Annotated in this window: 16 protein-coding genes; 5 read left to right on the top strand and 11 right to left on the bottom strand. The window is 72.7% G+C overall.

All coding sequences use genetic code 11. The annotated features are described in order from the left end of the window. Nucleotides 1-17: 17 nt before the first annotated feature. The 3 genes from rapZ to ACI8AG_RS07235 form a co-directional block, all read right to left on the bottom strand. Entirely contained in the window at nucleotides 18-992 is a 975-nt protein-coding gene (gene rapZ, locus ACI8AG_RS07245; RefSeq protein ID WP_456590323.1) for an RNase adapter RapZ, read from the bottom strand. Beyond that, a complete protein-coding gene (gene uvrC / locus ACI8AG_RS07240; RefSeq protein WP_456596477.1) occupies nucleotides 989-3,025 on the bottom strand; it encodes an excinuclease ABC subunit UvrC in 2,037 nt (678 codons plus the stop codon). The genes rapZ and uvrC overlap by 4 nt, the downstream gene beginning before the upstream one ends. A gap of 146 nt (nucleotides 3,026-3,171) precedes the next feature. Beyond that, entirely contained in the window at nucleotides 3,172-3,453 is a 282-nt protein-coding gene (locus tag ACI8AG_RS07235; protein ID WP_456596476.1) for a hypothetical protein, read from the bottom strand. Between the two features lie 62 nt (nucleotides 3,454-3,515). Here ACI8AG_RS07235 and ACI8AG_RS07230 point away from each other — a divergent pair, with 62 nt between their 5' ends. Beyond that, nucleotides 3,516-3,815, top strand: a complete 300-nt coding sequence (locus ACI8AG_RS07230) for a TetR-like C-terminal domain-containing protein (protein WP_456596505.1) — start codon at nucleotides 3,516-3,518, stop codon at nucleotides 3,813-3,815. 22 nt (nucleotides 3,816-3,837) lie between these two features. Here ACI8AG_RS07230 and uvrA read toward each other — a convergent pair whose 3' ends face one another. Beyond that, entirely contained in the window at nucleotides 3,838-6,735 is a 2,898-nt protein-coding gene (gene uvrA, locus ACI8AG_RS07225; protein WP_456596475.1) for an excinuclease ABC subunit UvrA, read from the bottom strand. A gap of 162 nt (nucleotides 6,736-6,897) precedes the next feature. Next, a complete protein-coding gene (locus ACI8AG_RS07220) occupies nucleotides 6,898-8,355 on the bottom strand; it encodes an amidase (RefSeq protein ID WP_456596474.1) in 1,458 nt (485 codons plus the stop codon). Between the two features lie 47 nt (nucleotides 8,356-8,402). Here ACI8AG_RS07220 and ACI8AG_RS07215 point away from each other — a divergent pair, with 47 nt between their 5' ends. After that, nucleotides 8,403-9,068: an MBL fold metallo-hydrolase gene (locus ACI8AG_RS07215; protein ID WP_456596473.1), complete on the top strand. Its 666-nt coding sequence runs from the start codon at nucleotides 8,403-8,405 to the stop codon at nucleotides 9,066-9,068. A 12-nt stretch (nucleotides 9,069-9,080) separates the two neighbouring features. Here ACI8AG_RS07215 and ACI8AG_RS07210 read toward each other — a convergent pair whose 3' ends face one another. Continuing rightward, on the bottom strand, nucleotides 9,081-9,362 hold the full coding sequence (locus ACI8AG_RS07210) for a hypothetical protein (protein ID WP_456596472.1): 282 nt from the start codon (nucleotides 9,360-9,362) through the stop codon (nucleotides 9,081-9,083). Between the two features lie 106 nt (nucleotides 9,363-9,468). Between ACI8AG_RS07210 and ACI8AG_RS07205 the strand changes: the two genes are divergently transcribed. Then, nucleotides 9,469-10,056: a sugar O-acetyltransferase gene (locus ACI8AG_RS07205; protein ID WP_456596471.1), complete on the top strand. Its 588-nt coding sequence runs from the start codon at nucleotides 9,469-9,471 to the stop codon at nucleotides 10,054-10,056. Nucleotides 10,057-10,163: 107 nt separating this feature from the next. On the opposite strand, the gene ACI8AG_RS07200 is transcribed toward ACI8AG_RS07205, so the two are convergent. The 5 genes from ACI8AG_RS07200 to uvrB form a co-directional block, all read right to left on the bottom strand. Beyond that, the gene (locus ACI8AG_RS07200) at nucleotides 10,164-11,834 is read right to left on the bottom strand and encodes a M28 family metallopeptidase (protein WP_456596470.1); all 1,671 of its coding nucleotides are present in this window, start codon (nucleotides 11,832-11,834) and stop codon (nucleotides 10,164-10,166) included. A gap of 273 nt (nucleotides 11,835-12,107) precedes the next feature. Beyond that, nucleotides 12,108-14,072, bottom strand: a complete 1,965-nt coding sequence (locus ACI8AG_RS07195) for a S9 family peptidase (protein ID WP_456596469.1) — start codon at nucleotides 14,070-14,072, stop codon at nucleotides 12,108-12,110. A 57-nt stretch (nucleotides 14,073-14,129) separates the two neighbouring features. After that, entirely contained in the window at nucleotides 14,130-15,230 is a 1,101-nt protein-coding gene (locus ACI8AG_RS07190) for a TerC family protein (protein WP_456596468.1), read from the bottom strand. A 142-nt stretch (nucleotides 15,231-15,372) separates the two neighbouring features. Beyond that, nucleotides 15,373-16,518, bottom strand: a complete 1,146-nt coding sequence (locus tag ACI8AG_RS07185) for a TerC family protein (protein WP_456596467.1) — start codon at nucleotides 16,516-16,518, stop codon at nucleotides 15,373-15,375. 288 nt (nucleotides 16,519-16,806) lie between these two features. Further along, a complete protein-coding gene (gene uvrB, locus ACI8AG_RS07180; RefSeq protein ID WP_456596466.1) occupies nucleotides 16,807-18,921 on the bottom strand; it encodes an excinuclease ABC subunit UvrB in 2,115 nt (704 codons plus the stop codon). 504 nt (nucleotides 18,922-19,425) lie between these two features. Between uvrB and glgX the strand changes: the two genes are divergently transcribed. Together glgX and treY are read left to right on the top strand one after the other, a co-directional pair. Further along, nucleotides 19,426-21,537, top strand: coding sequence for a glycogen debranching protein GlgX (gene glgX / locus ACI8AG_RS07175; protein ID WP_456587806.1), 2,112 nt, complete (start codon nucleotides 19,426-19,428; stop codon nucleotides 21,535-21,537). Continuing rightward, nucleotides 21,534-23,882 (top strand): malto-oligosyltrehalose synthase, encoded by a 2,349-nt coding sequence (treY, locus tag ACI8AG_RS07170; protein ID WP_456596465.1) that lies wholly within the window; start codon nucleotides 21,534-21,536, stop codon nucleotides 23,880-23,882. The genes glgX and treY overlap by 4 nt, the downstream gene beginning before the upstream one ends. Nucleotides 23,883-23,906 lie beyond the last annotated feature (24 nt).

Here is a 23,906-nt window from a genome sequence, read left to right as displayed (position 1 = left end):
GACCGTCGGCCCTGCCACTACTCGCGCCCCAGGTCGCGGTGCCGGGCCACGGCGGCGATGCCCTCGGCGCCCAGCCGCCGGGCGAACTCCTCGGCGATCGCCACGCTGCGGTGCTTCCCGCCGGTGCAGCCGACCGCGAGCGTCAGGTAGCGCTTGCCCTCGCGGCGGTAGCCGGGCAGCAGCAGCCGCAGCACCTCGCCGTACCGGTCCAGGAAGTTGGCGGCGTCCTGCTGCCCGAGCACGTAGTCGCGGACGTCGGCGTCGCGCCCGGTGTGCCCCCGCAGCTCGGGCACCCAGTGCGGGTTCGGCAGGAAGCGGGCGTCCACCACGAGGTCGGCGTCCAGCGGCAGCCCGTACTTGAAGCCGAAGCTCATCACCGTCGCGGTGAGGGGCGGGGTCTGGCCGTCGCGGGCGAACGCGTTCTCCAGGGTGGCACGTAGCTGGTGGACGTTGAGATCGCTGGTGTCCACCCAGAGATCGGCCTCGCCGGCGATGCCGGTGAGCAGCGCGCGTTCGGCGGTGATCCCGTCGATGAGCGTGCCGTTCCCCTGCAGCGGGTGCTCCCGACGGACGGACTCGTAGCGCCGGACCAGCACCTCGTCGCGGGCGTGCACGTACACCACCCGGGGCCGGTGCCCGGCCTCGGAGAGGACCCGGATGGCCTCCTGCAGGTCGCTGGAGAAGGCCCGGCTGCGGACGTCGACGACGGCGGCGAACCGGCGCAGGTCCCCGCGGGCGCCCAGCTCCACCATCGGCAGCAGCAGCGCCGGCGGCAGGTTGTCCACGACGAACCAGCCGAGGTCCTCGAGCACCCGGCCGGCGCTGTTCTTCCCGGCGCCCGAGAGCCCGGTGACGACGACGACCTCGAGTGGCTGGGTCTCCGTGCTCGCCGGGTCCATCGCCGGCGAGACGTCGTTCTGGGGCCCCACCGGGGGCGTGGTGCCGGGCCCCTGGGCCGGCGCCTCGGCCTCCCTGCCGGCGTCCGCGGTCACGAGGCCACCCGGCCGACCTCGGCGGTGTTCCCGGAGCCGGCGCGCGGGACGCCCTGCTCGGCCGGGCCCTGGGGCGCGAGGGTGGTCTCCGCCGCCGGCGGCTTCCCCTCCTCGGGCGCCGGCACCGGTTCGGCCACCGCCATCTGCACCGCCTCCGCCGTCCGCCGGCCGATGCCGGGTACCGCCATGAGCTCCTCCACTGTCGCGGCCCGCAACCGTTTGAGCGAGCCGAACTGCTTCATCAACGCCTTGCGACGCGTCTCCCCGAGCCCGGGGACGTCGTCCAGGAGGGAGACCAGCATGCCGGTGGACCGCTTCTGCCGGTGGTAGGTGATGGCGAAGCGGTGGGCCTCGTCGCGCACCCGCTGCAGCAGGTAGAGCGCCTCCGAGGTGCGCGGCAGGATCACCGGGTCGCTCTCCCCCGGCAGCCACACCTCCTCCATGCGCTTGGCCAGCCCGCAGACGGCGACGTCGACGATGCCGAGCTCGTCGAGCGAGCGCGCGGCCGCGGCCACCTGGGGAGCACCGCCGTCGACCACCAGCAGGTTCGGCGGGTAGGCGAACCGGCGGGGGCGCCCCTCCTCGGCGGCGATCCCCTGCTCGTCCCGGCGGTCGGCCTCGTCCTTGAGGTGCCGGGCGAAGCGGCGGCGGACCACCTCGGCCATGGCCGCGGTGTCGTCGGTGCCCTCGGTGACGGAGAACCGGCGGTAGTCGGACTTCTTCGCCAGCCCGTCCTCGAAGACGACCATCGAGGCCACCACGTTGGTGCCCTGGACGTGGCTGATGTCGATGCACTCGATCCGCAGCGGTGCGTCGGGCAGCTCGAGCGCCTCCTGGAGCTCCGACAGCGCGAGCGAGCGAGCGGTCAGGTCGCTGGACCGCTTCACCCGGTGCCGGGCGAACGCCTCCTTGGCGTTGCGCTCGACGGTCTCCATGAGGCTGCGCTTGTCGCCCCGTTGCGGAACGCGCAGCGAGACCCGGCCGCCGCGGAGCTCCTCGAGCAGCTCGACGTAGACATCGGCGTCGTCGGGCAGCTCGGGGACGAGCACCTCGCGCGGGACGGCCTCGCCGGCCTCACCGACGCCGGTCTCCTCGTCGACCCCGCCGTACACCTGGAGGAGGAACTGCTCCACCAGTTCGCCGGTGGTGACGTCCTCGACCTTGTCGATGATCCAGCCCCGCTGCCCGCGCACCCGCCCGCCGCGGACGTGGAAGACCTGGACGGCCGCCTCGAGCTCGTCCTGGGCGAAGGCGACGACGTCGGCGTCGGTGCCGTCGCCGAGGACGACGGCCTGCTTCTCCATCGCCCGCTTGAGCGCACCGATGTCGTCGCGGAGCCGGGCGGCCTTCTCGTACTCCATCGCCTCGGCGGCCTCGCCCATCTCCCGCTCGAGCCGCTTGATCATCGAGTCGGTGCGCCCGGCCATGAAGTCGCAGAAGTCGTCGACGATCCGCCGGTGCTCCTCGGCGCTCACCCGGCCCACGCACGGGGCGGCGCACTTGCCGATGTAGCCCAGCAGGCAGGGCCGGCCGATCTGACCGGCGCGCTTGAAGACGCCGGTGGAGCAGGTCCGTGCCGGGAAGACGCGGGTGAGCGTGTCGAGGGTCTCGCGGATCGCCCAGGCGTGGGCGTAGGGGCCGAAGTAGCGGACGCCCTTCTTCTTGGGCCCGCGCATGACCTGCAGCCTCGGGTACTCCTCGTTCAGCGTCACGGCGAGGCTCGGGTAGCTCTTGTCGTCGCGGTAGCGGACGTTGAAGCGGGGGTCGAACTCCTTGATCCAGTTGTACTCGAGCTGGAGCGCCTCGACCTCGGTGCCGACGACGGTCCACTCCACGCTCGACGCCGTCGTCACCATCTGGCGCGTGCGCGGGTGCAGGCCCGCGACGTCGGCGAAGTAGCTGTTCAGCCGCTGCCGGAGGCTCTTGGCCTTGCCCACGTAGATGACCCGGCCGTTCGGGTCACGGAACTTGTAGACCCCTGGGGACTCCGGGATGGAGCCGACCGCCGGGCGGTACGTGGAGGGGTCGGCCATGCCTCCACACTAGGTCGCCGCACCGACACGTCGTCAGCGAGCGCACCCGTCCGTCACAACCGCCCCAGCGGTCGCGCACTCGCCCCAGGACGCCGGACGACGCGGTACCGGTGCCGACGCACCGGTACCGCGTCAGGAGCCGCTGGTCAGCCGGCCGGACGGGACCGCGGGGCCCAGTGAGCGTGCGCCGCCACCCCGGCGCCGGCACGGCGGGCCAGCCGCATGGTGCGGGGCAGCAGCGCCATCGCCGAGAGCACGGCCGTGCCGCCACCGAGGAAGGCGACGACCCCGGAGCCGGCGCCTCCGGTGGCCAGGCTCACCGAGCCGACGAGCAGGGCCAGCAGGACGACGGTGCTCGTCACGCCGCCCCCCGTGGGCGAGCCGCAGTTGGAGAGGTCCGGGTCGCAGTCGGGCGTCAGCGCACTCATTCGCTGTCCTCCTCCGAGGAGTTCCGTCGGACCCGCCGGGCGGCGGGCGTGACGTCGCTCACATTCAGGGTACGGCGACGCGACCGCCCGCTCAACCCCTGCCCGACCGAGCCCGGCACCTCGCGGCCGCCGACGCCGTCCTGCGGGTCGTGCTCGCCGTCTTGGCCGGCTACGGCCTGACCGGCGTGGACGCCATCGACGCCACCCGCTCGCTGCGCGCGGCGCTGCACGGGTTCGTCACCCTGGAGGCCGCCGGCGGCTTCGGGATGCCGCGGGAGATCGACCGCTCCTTCGACCGCTTCCTGGCGGCCTTCGACTCCGCGTTGCGGGGCTGGTCGACGGCGGTGGGGCGCTCGGGCTGAACCCGGGCCCCACCGCCGCCGGTCAGCTGGCCTTCTTGCGCGCCCGCTTCCTCACCGGGTCGGCCGCCGCCGCGGCGACGGCGTCGGCGTCCAGCAACGGCACGAGGTACCGGCCGGTGTGGCTCTCCGGCACCGAGGCGACGAACTCCGGTGTGCCCTCCGCGACGACCATGCCGCCGCGGAAGCCCCCCTCGGGCCCCATGTCGACCAGCCAGTCGGCGCTCTTGATGACGTCGAGGTTGTGCTCGATCACGAGCACCGAGTTGCCCTTGTCGACCAGCCCCTGCAGGACCAGCAGCAGCTTGCGGATGTCCTCGAAGTGCAGACCGGTGGTGGGCTCGTCGAGCACGTAGATGCTGCGCCCGTTGGACCGCTTCTGCAGCTCGCTCGCGAGCTTCACCCGCTGCGCCTCACCACCGGAGAGCGTGGTCGCCGGCTGGCCGAGCCGGACGTAGCCCAGGCCGACGTCGGTGAGCGTGCGCAGGTACCGGGCGATGGCCGGGATGGCGGCGAAGAAGTCCGCCGCCTCCTCGATCGGCATGTCGAGGACCTCGGAGACCGTCTTGCCCTTGTAGTGGACCTCGAGGGTCTCCCGGTTGAACCGGGCGCCCTTGCACACCTCGCACGGCACGTAGACGTCGGGCAGGAAGTTCATCTCGATCTTCAGCGTGCCGTCGCCCGAGCAGGCCTCGCAGCGGCCGCCCTTCACGTTGAAGGAGAACCGGCCCGGCAGGTAGCCGCGGACCTTCGCCTCCGAGGTCTGGGCGAACAGCTTGCGCACGTGGTCCCAGACGCCGGTGTAGGTGGCCGGGTTCGAGCGCGGCGTGCGGCCGATCGGCGACTGGTCGACGTGCACGACCTTGTCCAGGTGCTCCAGCCCGGTGACCGTGCGGTGCCGGCCGGGCACCAGTCGCGCCCGGTTCAGCTCGTTGGCCAGGACGCTGTAGAGGATGTCGTTGACCAGGCTGGACTTGCCCGACCCGGAGACGCCGGTGACGGCGACGAGCATGCCGAGCGGGAAGGTGACGTCGACACCCCGCAGGTTGTTCTCGCGGGCGCCCTTCACCACCAGCTCGCGCCCCGGGGTCCGCTCGCGGCGCTTCGCCGGGACGGTGATCTCCTTGCGCCCGGACAGGTACTGGCCGGTCAGCGACCGCTCGCTGGCGAGCAGGTCCTCGACCGTGCCGCTGACCACCACCTCGCCGCCGTGCTCGCCGGCGCCGGGCCCGATGTCGACCACCCAGTCGGCGGTCTTGATGGTGTCCTCGTCGTGCTCGACGACGATGAGCGTGTTCCCCATGTCGCGCAGCCGCACGAGCGTCTCGATCAGCTTGGTGTTGTCGCGCTGGTGCAGCCCGATCGACGGCTCGTCGAGCACGTACAGCACCCCGACGAGGCCGGAGCCGATCTGGGTGGCCAGCCGGATGCGCTGCGCCTCGCCCCCGGCCAGGGTGGCGGCCGGGCGGTCCAGCGACAGGTAGTCGAGGCCGACGTCGACGAGGAAGGAGAGCCGGGCCTGGATCTCGCGCAGCACGCGATCGGCGATCGCCTTCTCCCGCTCCCCGAGCTCCAGCGCGCCGAGCCACTGCGACGCCTCGCCGATGGAGAGGTTGGTGACCTCGGCGATGGAGCGGCCGTTGAGCTTCACCGCGAGGATCTCCGGCTTGAGCCGGGTGCCGTGGCACACGGGACAGGGCACGTCGCGCATGTAGCCCTCGTACTTGTCCCGCATGTAGTCGCTGTCGGTGTCGTCGTGCCGACGCTCCAGGAACGGCAGGACACCCTCGAAGGCGGCGTAGTAGCTGCGCTCGCGGCCGTACCGGTTCTTGTAGCGCACGTGCACCTGGTCGGGCGAGCCGTGCAGGATCGCCTTCTGCACCTTGGCCGGCAGCCGCTCCCACGGATCGTCCATCGAGAAGCCGATCTGCTGCGAGAGACCGGTCAGCAGTCGGGTGAAGTACTCGTTGCTCATCGAGCTCGACCACGGGGCGATCGCGCCCTGGTTGAGGCTCTTGCCGGGATCCGGCACGACGAGCTCGGGGTCGACCTCCTTGCGCGTGCCGATCCCGGTGCACTCGCCGCAGGCGCCGAAGGGCGAGTTGAAGGAGAACGAGCGCGGCTCGAGCGCCTCGAACGACAGCCCGTCGTCGACGCAGGCGAGGTGCTCGGAGAAGGTGCGCTCGCGCGCGGGGTCACCCTCCGGCAGGTCGACGAAGTCCAGGACGACCAGCCCCCCGGCCAGCCCGAGCGCGGTCTCCACCGAGTCGGTGAGCCGGCGCTTGGCGCTCTCCTTCACCGTGAGCCGGTCGACGATCACCTCGATGCTGTGCTTCTCCTGCTTCTTCAGCGCCGGCGGTTCGGTGAGCGGGTGCACGGTGCCGTCGACGCGGACGCGGGAGAACCCCTGGGTCTGCAGCGAGCTGAACAGGTCCACGTACTCGCCCTTGCGCGCCCGCACGACGGGGGCGAGCACCTGGAAGCGGGTGCCCTCCTCCATCGCCAGCACCTGGTCGACGATCTGCTGCGGGGTCTGCCGCGAGATCGGCTTGCCGCAGTTCGGGCAGTGCGGCTGCCCGGCCCGCGCGTACAGCAGCCGCAGGTAGTCGTAGACCTCGGTGATGGTGCCGACGGTCGACCGGGGGTTGCGGTTGGTCGACTTCTGGTCGATCGACACCGCCGGCGAGAGCCCCTCGATGAAGTCGACGTCGGGCTTGTCCATCTGGCCGAGGAACTGGCGGGCGTAGGCCGACAGCGACTCGACGTACCGCCGCTGCCCCTCGGCGAAGATCGTGTCGAAGGCGAGGCTGGACTTGCCCGACCCCGACAGCCCCGTGAAGACGATGAGCGCGTCACGGGGGAGGTCGATGTGGACGTCCTTGAGGTTGTGCTCGCGGGCGCCGCGGACGACGAGCCGGTCCATGTGATCCCTGTCGGTCGCTGGTGGGTGGTGCGGTGGTGGCCTGGACGGCGGCGGTCGTGGTCCGGTCGCGGCCCAGCCCGTGCAACACCGGCGCGGCCCGCGGTCGTCCACCCGGCGCTGTGAGCTGCGCCCGGTCACCGGGCGGCCGCTGCGCGCTCGGGCTCAGGCCGGCGTCGCGGTGGGGTCGAAGACGGGCGCGTACCGGCGCCAGGGCCGACGGGACTCCAGCTCGCCGGCGATCCACAGTAGCCGCTCCTCGGCACCCGGCGGCCCGACGAACTGGACCGGCACGGGGGGCCCGCCCGGCCGGGCACCGGCCGGCAGGACCGCGGCCGGGATGCCCGCGAGGTTCCAGGCCGCCGTCCACGGGGCCCACCGCGCGTTGGCCGCGAGGTTGGCCAGGAAGGACCGCTCGTGCCAGGGCCGGGCGGGCAGCGGCGGGCCGGTGGTGACCGGCGTGAGCAGCAGGTCGACGTCGTCGAAGAAGCGCTCCATCCGCTCCCGGAACCGCTCCTGCGTCCGGGGCCGCACCAGCCCGAGCCGGCGCACCAGCCGGCCGACGCGGGCGTGCGTGCGGCTGCGGGGCTGCAGCCGCGCACGGTCGATGCCGAGGAACTCCGCGTCGTCCTCCGCCCCGGCCATCCACCGCGCGAGCGCGCCGGCCGCGGCGGCCGGGGTGACCGGCGGGTTCCGGCGCACCACCGTGTGCCCGGCCGCCCGCAGCTGGTTCACCACGGCGTCGACCGCCGCGCGGGTGGCCTCGTCCGCGCCGACACCGGGGAGCGGCGACCGGGTGCTGACGGCGATCCGGAGCGGACGTCCGGGCGCGGCCGGGGCCGTCGGCCGCTCCCCCGCCAGCACGGCGTGCGCGACCGCGAGGTCGGCGACCGTGGTGGCCAGTGCGCCGTTGACGGCCATGCCCGACCAGTCGTCGGCGCCGATGCCACCCGGGACCACCCCGACACCGGGCTTGAGCGTGACCAGCCCGCAGGCCGCGGCGGGCAGCCGGAGGGAGCCCATGCCGTCGTTGCCGTGGGCGAGCGGGACGGCGCCGGAGGCCACCGCCGCCGCACTGCCGCCGGAGCTGCCCGCCGGCGAGAGGGCGGAGTCCCAGGGGTTGCGCGTGACCGTGCCCGGGCCGTCGGTGGCGGCGTACAGGCACAACTCGGGTACCCGGGTGATGCCGACGACGACCGCGCCGGCCTTGCGCAGCCGGGTGACGATCTCGTGGTCGCGGCGCTCCGGTCCGCTCTCCCGGGCCGGGGAGCCGTCGGTGCACACCTCGCCGGCCACCGGCACGTTGTCCTTCACCGCGACGGGCACCCCGGCCAGCGGGAGGGCGAAGCGGGTGAGGCTCGCGTCGACCGCGGCGGCCTCGGCCAGCGCCGCCTCGCGCCGGACGACGCGGAAGGCGCCGACCCGCGCGTCGACCGCCTCGATGTGGTCGAGGTGCGCCCGGACCACCTCCACGGCCGTCAGCTCGCCCGCGCGGACCCGCGCCGCGATCTCCGTCGCCGTCAGCCCGACGATCCGCGCCCCGGGCTCCTGCGGCTCACCCCCCGCGGTCCCGCCTCCTGCAGCGTCGCCCTGAGCGGTGCCGACACCTCCGCTAGCGTCCATGACTGGACCGTAACCGCGCCCGCCGACACTTTCCGAACGGAGTCCGGATGAGCACCCCCACCTACACCGGCGACGTCACGGTGGGCGGCCCCGCCGACGTGCGCGAGCTGCCCGGGCTGACCATCAGCAAGGTCGCGGTCAGCGAGATGGCGAACAACGCCTACCTGCTCCGGTGCACCGCCACCGGCGAGGCCCTGCTGGTCGACGCGGCCGACGAGCCGGCCACCCTCCGCTCGCTGGTCGGCGACGCCGACCTGCGCACCGTCGTCACCACCCACGGGCACTGGGACCACCACCGGGCGCTGCCCGACGTCGTGCGCGAGACCGGCGCGGCGACCGTCGCCCACCCGGCCGACGCCGCCGACCTGCCCGTCCCGGTGACGCGCCCGGTGGAGCACGGCGGCACCGTGGCGGTCGGTGAGCAGACCCTCGAGGTCGTCCACCTGCGCGGGCACACGCCCGGGAGCATCGCGCTGGTCTGGCGCGGCCCCGCGGACGCGGGGGTGCACGTCTTCACCGGCGACAGCCTCTTCCCCGGCGGCGTGGGCAAGACCTGGTCGGCGGAGGACTTCGCCAGCCTGATCGACGACGTCGAGCAACGGCTGTTCGCCGTCCTCCCGGACGACGCCTGGATCTACCCCGGCCACGGCCGGGACACCACGCTCGGCGCCGAGCGCCCGCACCTGGCCGAGTGGCGCGAGCGCGGCTGGTGATCGCGGGGCCGGCTACTCGTCGCTGAACAGCCCCACCAGCTCGTCGGGCGTGCCGGGCACGTGCAACGGGAGCACGGAGATCGACCACTCCGGGCGCCGCTCCTCGACGCCGAGCGCCAGGTCCCACGCCGCGCGGGGGGTGAGCGGGCCGAAGCAGGCGTCGTCGCCGTCCTCGCCCAGGTCGACCTCGACGAGCCACTGGTCCGACAGGTCGGCGGCGAGCTCGGCGAAGTCGGGAGCCGCGTCCTCGTCGGGCTCCGGGGAGTCGATCCGGACCGGGTAGATGAGCGCCATCCTGCGCACGGTAGGCCCCCGGGCCCCGTCCGGCATCCCCCGGTCGCCCGGGGGATGCCGGAGCGCCCGGGGCGTCCGGGGAGTGCCCCGACCGTAGGTTGGGCGCATGACGACGCCGCGGGACGACGGTCGCTCCATGCGCGAACGGATGCTGGCCGGCGAGCCGTACCTCGCCGACGACCCGGAGCTCGGCGAGCTCAGCTCGCGGGCCCTCGACCTCGCCGACGCCTACAACGCGACGTCGGTCCGCCAGGCCGGGCTGCGCCGGAAGCTGCTCGAGCAGCTGCTGGGGTCGGTCGGCGAGGACACCGAGCTGCGCCCGCCGTTGCGCGTCGACTACGGCCGGCACCTGACCGTCGGCGCCCGCTGCTTCGCCAACTTCGGGCTGGTCGCCCTCGACGTCGCCCCCATCACCATCGGGGACGACGTGCAGATCGGGCCCAACGTCCAGCTGCTCACGCCCACGCACCCGGTGGAGGCGGAGCCGCGGCGGCAGAAGTGGGAGGCCGCGCAGCCGATCACCATCGGCGACAACGTCTGGCTCGGCGGCGGGGTCATCGTCCTGGCGGGCGTCACGATCGGCGCGAACACGGTCGTCGGCGCGGGCGCCGTCGTCACCCGGGACCTGCCGGCCGACGTCGTCGCGGTCGGCAACCCGGCACGCGTCGTGCGCCACCTGGACGAGGCCCGGTAGCCGACGAGCCGCCGCCGGCGTCCCCGTGGGAACGCCGGCGACGGATCGACCGGTCGGAGGCCGACGGGGCGCGGCCGGTGCGGCCGCGCCCCGTCAGCCGTCAGTCGTCAGTCCACGACCTCGTGACCGTGCACGTGGTCGTGCGCGAGGCCGCCGCCGCCGGCCGCCTCCCTGAACGTGCCCTGCTCGCCGGCCGGGGCCGGCAGCTCGAACGCCGGACCGGGGACCGGTCGGCCCGGGACGCCGTTCACCGACTCCGTGGAGAAGGCGAACGTGAGCATCGCGAAGGCGATGAGGTCGCTGTTCACGTCCAGCGCGTCGAGGGCCATGTTGTCGATCTGGTCGCAGGCCAGGTGGTAGCACGGGTCGAACTGCTCGCCCGCCGTACCGCCCCAGATCGCCGCCTGCTCCTCGGTCTTGCGCACCTCGGCGCCGGTGAACAGACCCCCGGACGGGATGCCGGCGTTGATGAACGCCTGGTAGTCGCTGCGGCCGGAGTACTCCGCGTCGTCGTAGGGCACCCCGATCTTGGTGTAGTACGACTCGTAGAGGTCCTCGATCGCGGTGGAGCCCGCCGGGATCGGGGCCGAGGCGTCCCAGGTGGACTCGTCCGAGTCGTAGACCATCTGCACGTAGTTCGGCGACGCGACCATGTCGTAGTTCATGTAGAGCGCGATGCGGTCGAGCTCGGACTGCGGCAGCTTCTCGACGTAGCTCGTCGAGCCGACCAGCCCCTGCTCCTCCGCGGCCCACCACGCGAACCGCAACGTGTTGTGCGGCTTCATCCGAGCCATCGACAGCGCCGTCTCGAGCAGCGCCGCCGACCCCGAGCCGTTGTCGTTGATACCGGGTCCGACCTCGACGCTGTCCAGGTGGGCACCCGCCATGACGACGTTGTTCCGGTCCCTGCCCCGCAGCTCCGCGATGACGTTGTAGTCGGTGCGGGTCTCCGCGGGGAGCACCTTCACGAAGGCGGTGGCACCGTCGGCCGCCAGGGCCTCGCCCTGCGCGAAGCTGGCACCGACGACCGGGATGCCGTGCTGCACCGTGGTGCCGTCGCCGAGGGTCGCCGCGTTGGCGACGATCAGCTCCATGCGGTCGGGGCCGTTCCCCTGGTTGAAGATGATCACCGCCTCGGCGCCGGCCTGCTCGGCGTTGGCCACCTTGTCGCCGAAGTTGCAGGTGCCGCGCTGGACGAGGGCGATGTCGGCCGGGCCGACGAGGTCCAGCCCGGCGAAGTCCTCGGCCTCGCAGCCGCTGCTGGAGGCGGCCGGGTCGGTCAGTGCGAGGTCGACCGGTACGACGGCGCCCTCCACCGTGCCCGAGCCGCTGCCGGTGAAGACCCCGGTCTCGTACTCGGCCTCGACGGGGGTGAGCTGGCGCAGCTCGGCGGGGAAGTTGAACGTGACCTCGACCGGGTCGAGCGTGACGTCGAACCTGGCCTGCCGCAACAGGCCCGCGACGTACTCCACGCTGTCGGCGTAGCCGTCCGTGCCCGCCGCGCGGCTGCCCGGGTAGACCGGGTCGTCGCTGTTGTCCGCGATCTCCTGGAACGCGCGCTGGTGCTCGAGGATGTCCTCGAGGTCGACGCACTCCAGCAGCTTCTCGTACGTGATGTTGTGCCGGCGGTCGCACGGATCCCGGGGCAGGGTGTTCGAGTCCCGCGGTGCGGCGGTGGCCGTGGCGGGGAGGGCCAGCGCCAGCAGCAGTCCGCTGGTGCCCAGTGCGATGGCTCGAGCCGCCGTCCGTCGTGCGGACGCGGTCCGTCGTTCGTTCACGCTCGATCCCTTTCGATCGGTGGTCGGCGGGATCCCCGCCGGAGCCGGCGCCCTTGCCGGCACCGGAACTCCACCGGAGGAGAGGGCGCTTGCATAGGGGGAGTTCGCGATCCGGAACTGGCAGGAGCCCGCGCGGCACCCACTCGTCGAGGGCTCTTCTCCGCGGCCGACCAGCGGATTCAGGCGTGAGCCAGGTCACGACACGCAGAAAACGGAAACGACCCTCCGTGACGGGCTGCGACGCTCGGCGACCGTCGCCGGGCGGGCGGGACCTCAGCCCGCCCGGCCGGCCCCGTCCACCGGAAGCCACCGGCGCCACCAGCGGAGCAGGTGCTCCAGGCGGTCCACCCGGTGCCGGGGGCGGCCGCGTCGCGCCAGCTCGTGCCCCTCGCCGGGGAACAGGAGCAGCTCTGCCGGCACCCCGCGCCGGACCAGCTCCGCGTACAGCCGCTGCCCCTGCTCCAGCGGCGTCCGCCGGTCCTCCTCCGCGTGGACGACCAGGGTCGGGGTGCGGATCGTCCCCGCCCGGGCCAGCGGGCTCTGCGCCGCCAACCGCTCTGGGTCGGTGCCCAGATGCGTGTCGACCAGATACCAGCCCGCGTCGGAGGTACCGGCGAAGGCGACCGGGTCGGTGAGCGCCCCCTCCACCACGGCCGCCGCGAACCGGTTCGTCCGGCCGATCAGCAACGCGGCCAGCGAGCCGCCGTAGGCGCTGCCCATGATCCCCACCCGACCGGCGTCCAGCGCCGGCTCGGTGAGCACCGCGTCGAGGAAGGCCAGGACGTCGTCGGCGTCCGGGCCGCCCCACGCCCCCCGGACGGCCCGCCCGTGCGCCGCGCCGTAGCCGGAGGAACCACGCGGGTTGCACTGCACGACCGCGTACCCGGCGGAGACGAGGACCTGGACCTCCTCAGCCAGCTCCCAGCCGCACTGGCGGAACGGCCCGCCGTGCACCACGAGCAGCACCGGGTGCGGGCCCGGCCCCGGTGGCGCGGTCACCCAGCCGTGCACCGGGTACCCGTCGGGGGCGTGCGCGGTGCACTCCCGCATCCGGTGCAGCCGACCGGTGGCACCGAGGTGGCGGCCGAAGCCGGTGAGCAGCCGGCGCCCCCCACCGCCGACGGCCACCAGCTCCCCGGCCGACCGGTCGTGGCCCACCGTGGCGACGACGACCCCGCCCCCGGCGGCGATGCCCCGGACGGTGAACGGGCCGTCGACGAGCGTCTCGGGTGGCCCGCCGTCCAGCGGAACCCGCAGCAGCTCGACCGCGCCCCGTCGTTGGACGCCGACCAGCACCGCTCCGTCGGCCAGCACGGTCGCGGGGGTGGTGTCGCCCCGCCCGTGCTGCTCGGGGTCGAGGAGCACCGCCAGCGGGCCGCCGTCGACGGGGACCCGGCAGGGCACCGCCTGCCGGGCGGCCGCGTCCACGCCGTCCGGGCCCAGGTCGGGGATCGCGGTGAGCACGATCGTGGCGCCGTCCGGCGTGTACGCCGGGGAGGAGCAGTCGCCGCGGGACTGCGTGACGCGACGGAGCGCGGACCCGTCGGGGCCGATGACGTACACGTCCCGGACCAGGTCCCTGTCCGCCCGGTCGTGGCGCGCCGACACGAACGCCAGTTCGGCGCCGTCCGGGCGCCAGGCCACGTCCGCGCAGTCCGCCTCCCCCGCCGTCACCTGCACCGGCTGCGGGGGCGCGGCGGTGTCGTCGGCGAAGTCGGCCGGCAGCGAGGCGACGAAGACCTGGGCGGGGCGGTCGCGGACGAAGCCCAGCCCGTCCCGGCGGTAGGTCAGCGTGGTGATCAGGCGCGGCGGCTCGGCCTCCGGGCGCACACCGGGGACCGTGCCGTACCGGCCGTGCTCGGGCACCCGTGCGACGTAGGCGATGCGGCGGGAGTCCGGGGACCAGGCCGGCGCACCGGCACCCAGCGGGTGGTCGGTCAGCCGACGCGGCGCGCCACCGGCGGCGGGCAGCACCTGCAGCTGCGGACGGCCACCTGGTTCCGCGCCCAGATAGGCCAGCCACCGACCGTCCGGCGAGAACTGCGGGTCGGTGTCGCACCGGCCGGTGGTGAGCGGGCGCGCCGGCGCGGAGCCGTCGGTGGGCACCGCCCACAGCTGGCTGCGGTACTCGTCGGCGACGGGGTCGGGCCAGCCGACGGCCACGACCGCCATCCGACCGTCGGGCGAGACCGTCGGCGTCCCCGGCGTGCGCAGGAGGGCGAGGTCCGACGGGCGCATGGCGGCGACGCTAGCCGAGGGATCCGGGCCGGCCGCCCGGCGGCCGGGCCGTCGCCGTCAGCGTGCCGCGCCGCCCCCGCCCGGGCCGCTGGTGTCGGCGATCCGCGCCTCGGCCGCTGCCGCGGCCTCGGGCCCTCCCGGCGCTACCGCCTCGGCCTCGTCCGGCTCGATCACCGGCTCGTCGGCCGAGACGAGCTGGCCCCGCGTGCGCAGCAGGCTGGCGATCGTGGCGACCACGAGGACGCCGAGGATGACCGACAGCGACAGCCAGATCGGGATCTCGGGAACGGCCTCGAGGTGCTCGCCGCCGTTGATGAACGGCAGCTCGTTCGTGTGCAGCGCCTCCATCACCAGCTTGACCCCGATGAAGGCGAGGATCACGGCGAGGCCCAGCGAGAGGTAGACCAGGCGCTTGAGCAGGCCACCCAGCAGGAAGTAGAGCTGGCGCAGCCCCATGAGCGCGAAGACGTTGGCCGTGAAGACGATGAACGCCTCCTGGGTGAGGCCGAAGATCGCCGGGATGCTGTCGAGCGCGAAGAGCAGGTCCGTCGTCCCCAGGGCGAGGAAGACGATGATCATCGGCGTCCAGAGCTTCCTGCCGTCCTCGACGACCCGGACCTTGGCGCCCCGGAAGTCCTGGGTCATCGGCAGCACCCTGCGCATGCGCCGGATGAACGGGTTCTCCTCGTAGTCCTCGTCCTCGCCGCGGTGGCGAACCAGGTTGATCGCCGTGTAGACGAGGAACGCACCGAAGACGTAGAAGACCCAGGTGAAGCGCTCGATCACCGCGGCGCCGAGCAGGATGAAGATGCCGCGCAGGACCAGCGCGATGATGATGCCGACCATCAGGGCCTCCTGCTGCAGGTGCCGCGGCACCCGGAAGCGGGCCATGATGATCACGAACACGAACAGGTTGTCGACCGAGAGCGAGTACTCGGTCAGCCAGCCCGCGTAGAACTCGGTCGCGGAGGTGCCATCGGCGACCCAGAACAGGATTCCGCCGAACACGAGGGCCAGCGCCACGTAGAACGCGACCCAGCCTCCCGCCTCCTTCGTGCTGGGTTCGTGCGGGCGGCGGGCGACGATGGCGAGGTCGGCGAGCAGCAGGACGGTCAGCCCCACCAGCGTCGCGACCTCGAACCAGACGGGGAGGGCCACGCGCCGGAACGCTACGTACCGGAACGGAGGCCCGCCCGGCGAACGACGGGCCGGGGGCGGTGAGGCTGCTCACGTGCCGCCGCGGCCCGCCGGACGGCCGGCTCCGCCCCGGGAGACCACCCCGGGCGGAGCCGGCCGGGGCTCAGTCCGTCGAGCCGTCGTCCCGCGAGGTCACCGGGGCGTTCCTCGGGTCCGGCGGCCCCTCGCCGCGCCCGGGGGTGTCCAGACCGTCGTGGCTCCCCGGAGCGGGCACGTTGCGCCCGGTCCGGTCGGCGCCCGGGTCCCCGGCACCCGTCGGGCTGGTGTAGCCGGCTGCCTCGTCGCGCTTGTTCTTGGCCAGGCTGGCGACGGTGGTGATCAGCAGGGTGACGAGGATGACCGTCAGGGACAGCCACGTCGGGATCTCGGGCACCACGGTGACGTGCTCGCCACCGTTGATGAACGGCAGCTCGTTCTCGTGCAGGGCGTGGATGAGCAGCTTGATCCCGATGAAGCCGAGGATCACCGCGAGGCCGTAGGCCAGGTAGACCAAGCGGTCCAGCAGGCCGTCGATCAGGAAGAAGAGCTGCCGCAGCCCGAGCAGCGCGAAGGCGTTGGCGCTGAACACCAGGTAGGTCTCCTGGGTCAGCCCGAAGATCGCCGGGATGGAGTCGACGGCAAAGAGGATGTCGGCGCTGCCGATGGCCACCAGTGCGATCGCCAGGGGCGTGATGTAGCGCTTGCCCTCGAGCTTCGTGACCATCCGGTCGCCGTGGTACTCCTTCGTCGTCGGCACGGCCTTGCGGGTGAGGCGGAGGAGGAGGTTCTCCTTGAACTCCTCGTCCTCGTTGTGCCCGCCGCTGCGCGCCTGCGCCCAGGCGGTGTAGATGAGGAATCCGCCGAAGAGGTAGAAGACCCAGCTGAAGTTGTTGATCGCCGCGGCGCCGACGAGGATGAAGGCGGTCCGCAGGACCAGCGCGAACGCGATCCCGAACAGCAGCACCTTCTGCTGCAGCTCCCGCGGTACCGCGAAGCTCGCCATGATCAGCACGAAGACGAACAGGTTGTCCACCGAGAGGCTCTTCTCGGTGATGTAGCCGGCGAAGTACTCACCGCCGTACGTGCCGCCGTAGGCCCACAGGATGAGCAGTCCGAAGACGACCGCGATCCCGACGTAGATGGCCGACCAGGTGGCCGATTCCCGCAGGGTCGGCGCGTGCGGCGTGCGCACGTGCCCGTAGAAGTCGAACACGAGCATGCCCACGATCGCGCCGACCGTGATCGCCCACACCCAGAAGGGCACGTCCATTGCAGAAGACCTCCGGTATCACTGCCAGCCATCCGGCACCGGAGGTCTCTCCCGCCGCCGGCCCGAGGCCTGCGGCCGGCAGCACCGGAGGCCATGGGACCTCGTGATGACGACGCTGCCGCGCGGGGATACTCCCCTCCATTGTGCATCCCGCCGCCGTGCAGACGTCGTCGGATGCGGGCGCCGGGGTGCTGGGCGACACGCTACCCCGAGGGCGCCGGAACCACCGCCCGTGCGTCCAGGCGCGCCGCCCGGTGCCCCGCTCCCGGGCCCACCGGCCGGCCGCCGTCAGGCGTGCGCGGCGTCGAACTGGCGCAGCTCCTTCTTCAGCTCGTTCAGCTCGTCCCGCAGGCGGGCGGCGACCTCGAACTGCAGCTCGCGGGCGGCGGCGAGCATCTGCTCGTTCATCTGCGTGATCAGGTCGGCCAGCTCGGCACGCGGCAGGCCCTGCACGTCGATCGAGCCGGCCTTGACCTTGCCCTTCGACGACAGCCCCGGCACCGGGGCCTTGCCGCGGGACTGCTGCCGCCCCGATCCGCCGACGAGCTCGACCGACTCCGAGTCCTCCGCCTCGCGGTAGATGCCGTCGAGGATGTCGACGATCTTCTTCCGCAGCGGCTGGGGGTCGATGCCCCGCTCGGTGTTGTAGGCGATCTGCTTCTCGCGCCGGCGGCTGGTCTCGTCGATCGCCTGGGCCATGGACGGGGTGATCTTGTCGGCGTACATGTGCACCTGGCCGGAGACGTTGCGCGCCGCGCGGCCGATCGTCTGGATCAGTGACTTGCCCGACCGGAGGAAGCCCTCCTTGTCGGCGTCGAGGATCGCCACCAGCGACACCTCGGGCAGGTCCAGCCCCTCGCGCAGCAGGTTGATGCCGACGAGCACGTCGTACTCGCCCTGCCGGAGTTCCCGGAGCAGCTCGACGCGGCGCAGGGTGTCGACCTCGGAGTGCAGGTACCGCACCTTGATGCCCAGCTCGAGCAGGTAGTCGGTCAGGTCCTCGGCCATCTTCTTGGTGAGCGTGGTGACCAGGATCCGCTCGTCCTTCTCGGTGCGCAGGCGGATCTCGTGCACCAGGTCGTCGATCTGCCCCTTCGTCGGCTTCACCACCACCTCCGGGTCGACCAGCCCCGTCGGCCGGATGACCTGCTCGACGACGTCGCCCTGGACGCGGCCGAGCTCGTAGTCCCCGGGCGTTGCCGAGAGGTACACCGTCTGGCCGATCCGGTCGGCGAACTCCTCCCACTTCAGCGGGCGGTTGTCCATCGCCGACGGCAGCCGGAACCCGTGCTCGACGAGCGTGCGCTTGCGGCTCATGTCGCCCTCGTACATGCCGCCGATCTGCGGCACGGTCACGTGCGACTCGTCGATGACCAGCAGGAAGTCGTCGGGGAAGTAGTCGATGAGGCAGGCACCGGCGCTGCCGGGCGCCCGGCCGTCGATGTGCCGCGAGTAGTTCTCGATGCCGGAGCAGAACCCGACCTGGCGCATCATCTCGATGTCGTAGGTGGTGCGCATGCGCAGCCGCTGCGCCTCCAGCAGCTTGCCCTGCTTCTCGAGTTCCGCCAGGCGTACCTCCAGCTCCGCCTCGATGGAGGCGATCGCCCGCTCCATGCGGTCGGGGCCGGCCACGTAGTGGCTGGCCGGGAAGACGAACAGCTCCTCCACCTCGCGCACGACCTCGCCGGTGAGCGGGTGCAGGTAGTACAGCCGCTCCACCTCGTCGCCGAACATCTCGATCCGGACGGCGAGCTCCTCGTAGACCGGGAAGACCTCGATCGTGTCGCCGCGCACCCGGAACGTGCCACGGGTGAAGGCGAGGTCGTTGCGGGTGTACTGCTCGGTGACCAGGGTGCGCAGCAGCTCGTCGCGGTCCCGCTCCTCCCCCACCGAGATCTTCAGCGCGCGGTCGACGTACTCCTCGGGCGTGCCCAGGCCGTAGATGCAGGAGACCGTGGACACCACCACGACGTCGCGCCGGGTGAGCAGGCTGTTCGTGGCCGAGTGCCGCAGCCGCTCGACCTCCTCGTTGATCGAGGAGTCCTTCTCGATGTAGGTGTCCGTCTGCGGGACGTAGGCCTCGGGCTGGTAGTAGTCGTAGTAGGAGACGAAGTACTCGACCGCCGCGTCGGGCAGCAGCTCGCGGAACTCGTTGGCCAGCTGCGCGGCGAGGGTCTTGTTCGGGGCCATCACCAGCGTCGGGCGCTGCACCTGCTCGATCAGCCACGCCGTGGTCGCGGACTTGCCGGTGCCGGTGGCGCCGAGCAGGACCACGTCCTTCTCCCCGGCGTTCACCCGCTCGGCGAGCGCCTTGATCGCCGCCGGCTGGTCGCCGGCGGGCTCGAACTCGCTGACGACGCGGAAGCGCCCCTGCGTGGGCCGGAGATCGGTGGTCGTGCGCACGCGACGACGGTACGTCGGCGGTGTGACAGAAGGCGTCGCGCGCGCACCGGGCGGTGGCTGGGGCGGAGGGGACGGCGGCGGCGGGGCCGGTACTTGTCTGCTCCGGCTCGCACCCCTAGCGTGCCCAGTCGCAGGAGCGGTCCGCGCCGAGGACCAGCGCCACCCGGGGCTCCCCGGGCGAGGTCGGACCCGGCGCGCCGCCGGTCCCACCCCACCGGTCAGGTGGCACCACCGCCCCCGGTCGGCCGGGCCCCCGGTGGCATCCCGGCCGGGCCTGCGCACGACGCCCCCCGCGGTCCGCCGCGGGGGGCGTCGTCGTCCGTCGGAGCGGCGTCCCGCCGGAGACCCCGGGCACGGTCGCCGGTCTCACGCCCGCCGGAGGTGTGGCGAGCCCCGGACGCGGGCACGGGGGTCCCGACGTCCGTCCCGACCCGGTCACGCGAGCACGCGCCCGGGTCTCCCGCCCCCAGCCCCGGGGCGCCCTGCGCAGGAGGAACGACCCAGATGACCCAGGTGTGGCCCGGTAGCGCCTATCCCCTCGGTGCCACGTACGACGGCACCGGCACCAACTTCGCGATCTTCAGCGAGGTGGCCGAGAAGGTGGAGCTGTGCCTGTTCGACGAGGACGGCAACGAGGAGCGGGTCCGGTTGCCCGAGATGGACGGGTACGTCTGGCACGCGTTCCTCCCCGGCGTCCACCCGGGCCAGAAGTACGGCTTCCGGGTGCACGGGCCCTACGACCCCTCGCAGGGCCTGCGCTGCAACCCGAACAAGCTGCTGCTCGATCCGTATGCCAAGGCGATCGACGGCCAGGTCGCCTGGCACCCCTCGGTCTTCGGCTACGACTTCGAGACCCAGGAGCGCAACGACGAGGACTCGGCCCCGCACATGCCGAAGTCCGTCGTCGTCAACCCGTTCTTCGACTGGGGCGTCGACCGGCCGCCGAAGACCCCCTACAACAAGACGGTCATCTACGAGGCCCACGTCAAGGGGCTGACGATGACCAACCCGCGGATCCCCGAGGAGCTGCGCGGCACGTACGCCGGCATCGCCCACCCGGCGACGATCGAGCACCTCACCGACCTGGGCATCACCGCCCTCGAGCTGCTGCCGGTGCACCGCTTCGTGCAGGACGACACCCTGCAGCAGAAGGGCCTGCGCAACTACTGGGGCTACAACTCGATCGGCTTCTTCGCGCCGCACGACGAGTACGCCAGCGACACGACGGCGGGTCAGCAGGTGCAGGAGTTCAAGGGCATGGTGCGCGCCCTGCACGAGGCGGGCATCGAGGTCATCCTCGACGTCGTCTACAACCACACGGCCGAGGGCAACCACCTGGGCCCGACCCTGTCGTTCAAGGGCATCGACAACCGGGCGTACTACAAGCTCGTCGAGGGCGACGAGCAGTACTACATGGACTACACCGGCACCGGCAACACGCTCAACGTCCGGACGCCGCAGGCGCTGCAGCTGATCATGGACTCGCTGCGCTACTGGGTCACCGAGATGCACGTCGACGGCTTCCGCTTCGACCTCGCCTCCGCCCTGGCCCGCGAGCTGCACGCCGTCGACCGGCTGGCCACCTTCTTCGACCTCGTGCACCAGGACCCGGTCGTCAGCCAGGTGAAGCTGATCGCCGAGCCCTGGGACGTCGGCGAGGGCGGGTACCAGGTCGGCAACTTCCCGGCCCTGTGGACCGAGTGGAACGGCAAGTACCGCGACACGGTCCGCGACTTCTGGCGCGGCGAAGGCGGCACGATCGGGGAGTTCGCCGACCGCATCTCCGGCTCCTCCGACCTCTACCAGCACTCGGGCCGGCGACCGGTGGCCAGCATCAACTTCGTCACCGCGCACGACGGCTTCACCATGCGCGACCTCGTCTCCTACAACGAGAAGCACAACGAGGCCAACGGTGAGGGCAACAACGACGGCGAGAGCCACAACCGCAGCTGGAACTGCGGGGTCGAGGGCGAGACCGACGACCCCGACGTGCTGGCCTGCCGGGCCCGCCAGCAGCGCAACTTCATCACCACCCTGATGCTGAGCCAGGGCGTGCCGATGCTGCTGCACGGTGACGAGCTCGGCCGCTCGCAGGGCGGCAACAACAACGGCTACTGCCAGGACTCGCCGCTGACGTGGATCGACTGGGAGAACGTCGACGAGGGGCTGCTGGAGTTCACCAAGAAGGTCACCAAGCTCCGCGCCGACCACCCGACGTTCCGCCGTCGCCGGTTCTTCCACGGCCGGCCGGTCCGCCGCGGACTGGGCGACCCGGTGCCCGACATTGCCTGGCTCGCCCCGACCGGCGAGGAGATGGCCGACGAGGACTGGGACGCCGCCTACGCCAAGTCGCTGGCGGTCTACCTCAACGGCGTCGGGATCCGGGAGACCGACGAGCGCGGCGAGTACGTCTCCGACGACCACTTCTACCTGGCGTTCAACGCCTCGCACGAGCCGATCGAGTTCACCCTGCCCAGCGCCGACTACTCGCGGAGCTGGACGCCGGTGCTCGACACCGCCGAGATGCACGAGGTGGAGCCGGTCGAGGTGAAGCCCGGCGAGACGGTGACCGTGCAGGCCCGCTCGATCATCGTCCTGACGGGTCCCGCCCAGTGAGCGAGCCCATCCAGGTGCCCGGGGACGAGCGTCGCCGCGCGGACCCCACGGCGACGTACCGGCTGCAGGTGCACGCCGGCTTCCCGCTGCAGGACGCCGCCGAGGTCGCGGGCTACCTCGCGAACCTCGGCGTCACCCACGCCTACTCCTCCCCGCTGCTCCGCTCGGCCGAGGGCAGCAACCACGGGTACGACACCGTGGACCACGCGCACATCGACGAGGCGCGGGGCGGGCAGGCAGGCTTCGACCGGTTCGTCGCCGCGCTGCACGAGCACGGGCTCGGGCTGGTGCTCGACCTGGTGCCCAACCACATGGGCGTCGACGACCCGGCGGCGGCGCCGTGGTGGTGGGACGTGCTGCAGCACGGCCGGGACAGCGCGCACGCGGACGCCTTCGACATCGACTGGGACTTCGGCGGCGGGAAGGTCCGCATCCCCGTCCTGGGCTCCGCGGACGACGTCGAGAAGCTCGAGGTGGTGGACGGGGAGCTCCGCTACTACGACAACCGCTTCCCCATCGCCCCCGGAACCGGGGACGGAACGCCGCAGGAGGTGCACGCGCGGCAGCACTACGAGCTGGTGGACTGGCGCCGCGCGGACAGCGATCTGAACTACCGGCGCTTCTTCGCGATCAACACGCTCGCCGGGCTGCGGGTCGAGGACCCGGCGGTCTTCCAGGCCACGCACGAGCTGGTGCTGCGACTGGTGCACGACGGCGCCGTCGACGGGCTGCGCATCGACCACCCGGACGGGCTGGCCGACCCGAAGGGCTACCTGGACCGCCTGGCCCAGGCGTCGGACGGCCGGTGGACGGTCGTGGAGAAGATCCTCGAACCCGGGGAGGACCTCCCCGAGAGCTGGGCGACGGCGGGGACGACGGGTTACGACGCCCTCGCCGAGGTGGACGAGGTGCTCGTCGACCCGGCCGGGGAGCCGGCGCTGACCGCGCTGGACACCGAACTCGCCGGCCGGCGGGTCGACTACGCCCAGCTGGTCCACGACTGCAAGCGCGAGGTCACCGACGGGATGCTCGGCTCGGAGGTCGCCCGGCTGGTCCGGGTCATCGGCGCGCTCGGAGGGGCGGGCGGCGGCGCGGTCGACCGGGAGCAGGAGACCGAAGCGCTGGCCGAGCTGCTCGCCTCCTTCCCGGTCTACCGGAGCTACCTGCCCGACGGCCGGGAGCACCTGGACCGGACCGTGGCCGCGGTCCGGGAACGCCGCCCCGACCTGGCGCCGGCGCTGGAGGCGCTGCACCCGGTGCTCTCGCAGGCCGGTACCGAGGCGGCCATCCGCTTCGAGCAGACCAGCGGGCCGGTCATGGCCAAGGGTGTCGAGGACAGCGCGTACTACCGGTGGGCGCGCTTCGCGGCGCTGAACGAGGTGGGCGGTGACCCGGCCCGCTTCGGCAGCACGGTGGCCGAGTTCCACGAGGCACAGCGCCGGCGGCTGGCGTTGCGGCCGCGGTCGATGACCACGCTGTCCACGCACGACACCAAGCGCAGCGAGGACGTGCGCGCCCGGCTGGCGGTACTCGCCGAGCTCCCCGCCGACTGGGCGCGGCTCGTGCGGGGCTGGATCACCCGGCACCCGCTGGCCGACCGCTCGCTGGCCCACCTGGTGTGGCAGAACCTGGTCGGCGCGTGGCCGCTCTCCCGGGAGCGGGCGCACGCCTACGCGGAGAAGGCGGCCCGCGAGGCCGGCACCTCGACCACCTGGACCGCTCCGGACCAGGAGTTCGAGGAGCAGCTGCACGCCCTGGTCGACGCCGCCTTCGACGACCCCACGACGCGGTCGGAGATCGACGCCTTCGTCACCCGGATCGCGCCGCTGGGCTGGTCGAACTCGCTGACCCAAAAGCTCCTGCAGCTGACGATGCCCGGTGTCCCCGACGTCTACCAGGGCACCGAGCTGTGGGACTTCTCGCTGGTCGACCCGGACAACCGCCGCCCCGTGGACTACGCCCTGCGCCGGCAGCTGCTCGCCCGGCTCGACGGCGGGGAGGTGCCCGCGGTGGACGAGTCCGGCGCGGCGAAGCTGCTGGTCGTGTCGCGCACCCTGCGCGCCCGCCGGGACCACCCCGAGTGGTTCACCGCCTACGAGCCGGTGGCGGTCACCGGGGCGGCGGCCGACCACGTGATCGCCTACGACCGCGGCGGTGTCGTCGTGGTCGGCACGCGGCTGCCGGCGAAGCTGGCGCAGGACGGCTGGGGCGACACCGCGCTCCAGCTGCCGAACGGCGCGTGGCGGGACCTGCTCACCGGTGGACGGGCGGTCTCGGACGTCGCCGGTGTCGCTGCCGACGTCGTGCTCTCCCGGCTGCCGGTGGCGCTGCTCGTGCAGGAGTAGGCGGCACCGCCGGTGGCGCCGGAG

Source organism: Blastococcus sp. SYSU DS0552 (assembly GCF_054050815.1).
This window is presented reverse-complemented; position numbering and strand designations above follow the sequence as displayed.

What these genes read in the sequence shown, in the direction of transcription:
- ACI8AG_RS07195 (WP_456596469.1), bottom strand. Translation starts at nt 14,072, where the DNA reads ATGCGCCCGTCGGACCTCGCCCTCCTGCGCACGCCGGGGACGCCGACG.
- ACI8AG_RS07185 (WP_456596467.1), bottom strand. Translation starts at nt 16,518, where the DNA reads ATGGACGTGCCCTTCTGGGTGTGGGCGATCACGGTCGGCGCGATCGTG.
- ACI8AG_RS07215 (WP_456596473.1), top strand. Translation starts at nt 8,403, where the DNA reads ATGAGCACCCCCACCTACACCGGCGACGTCACGGTGGGCGGCCCCGCC.
- ACI8AG_RS07235 (WP_456596476.1), bottom strand. Translation starts at nt 3,453, where the DNA reads ATGAGTGCGCTGACGCCCGACTGCGACCCGGACCTCTCCAACTGCGGC.
- ACI8AG_RS07210 (WP_456596472.1), bottom strand. Translation starts at nt 9,362, where the DNA reads ATGGCGCTCATCTACCCGGTCCGGATCGACTCCCCGGAGCCCGACGAG.
- ACI8AG_RS07205 (WP_456596471.1), top strand. Translation starts at nt 9,469, where the DNA reads ATGACGACGCCGCGGGACGACGGTCGCTCCATGCGCGAACGGATGCTG.
- uvrC (WP_456596477.1), bottom strand. Translation starts at nt 3,025, where the DNA reads ATGGCCGACCCCTCCACGTACCGCCCGGCGGTCGGCTCCATCCCGGAG.
- uvrA (WP_456596475.1), bottom strand. Translation starts at nt 6,735, where the DNA reads ATGGACCGGCTCGTCGTCCGCGGCGCCCGCGAGCACAACCTCAAGGAC.
- glgX (WP_456587806.1), top strand. Translation starts at nt 19,426, where the DNA reads ATGACCCAGGTGTGGCCCGGTAGCGCCTATCCCCTCGGTGCCACGTAC.
- ACI8AG_RS07220 (WP_456596474.1), bottom strand. Translation starts at nt 8,355, where the DNA reads ATGGACGCTAGCGGAGGTGTCGGCACCGCTCAGGGCGACGCTGCAGGA.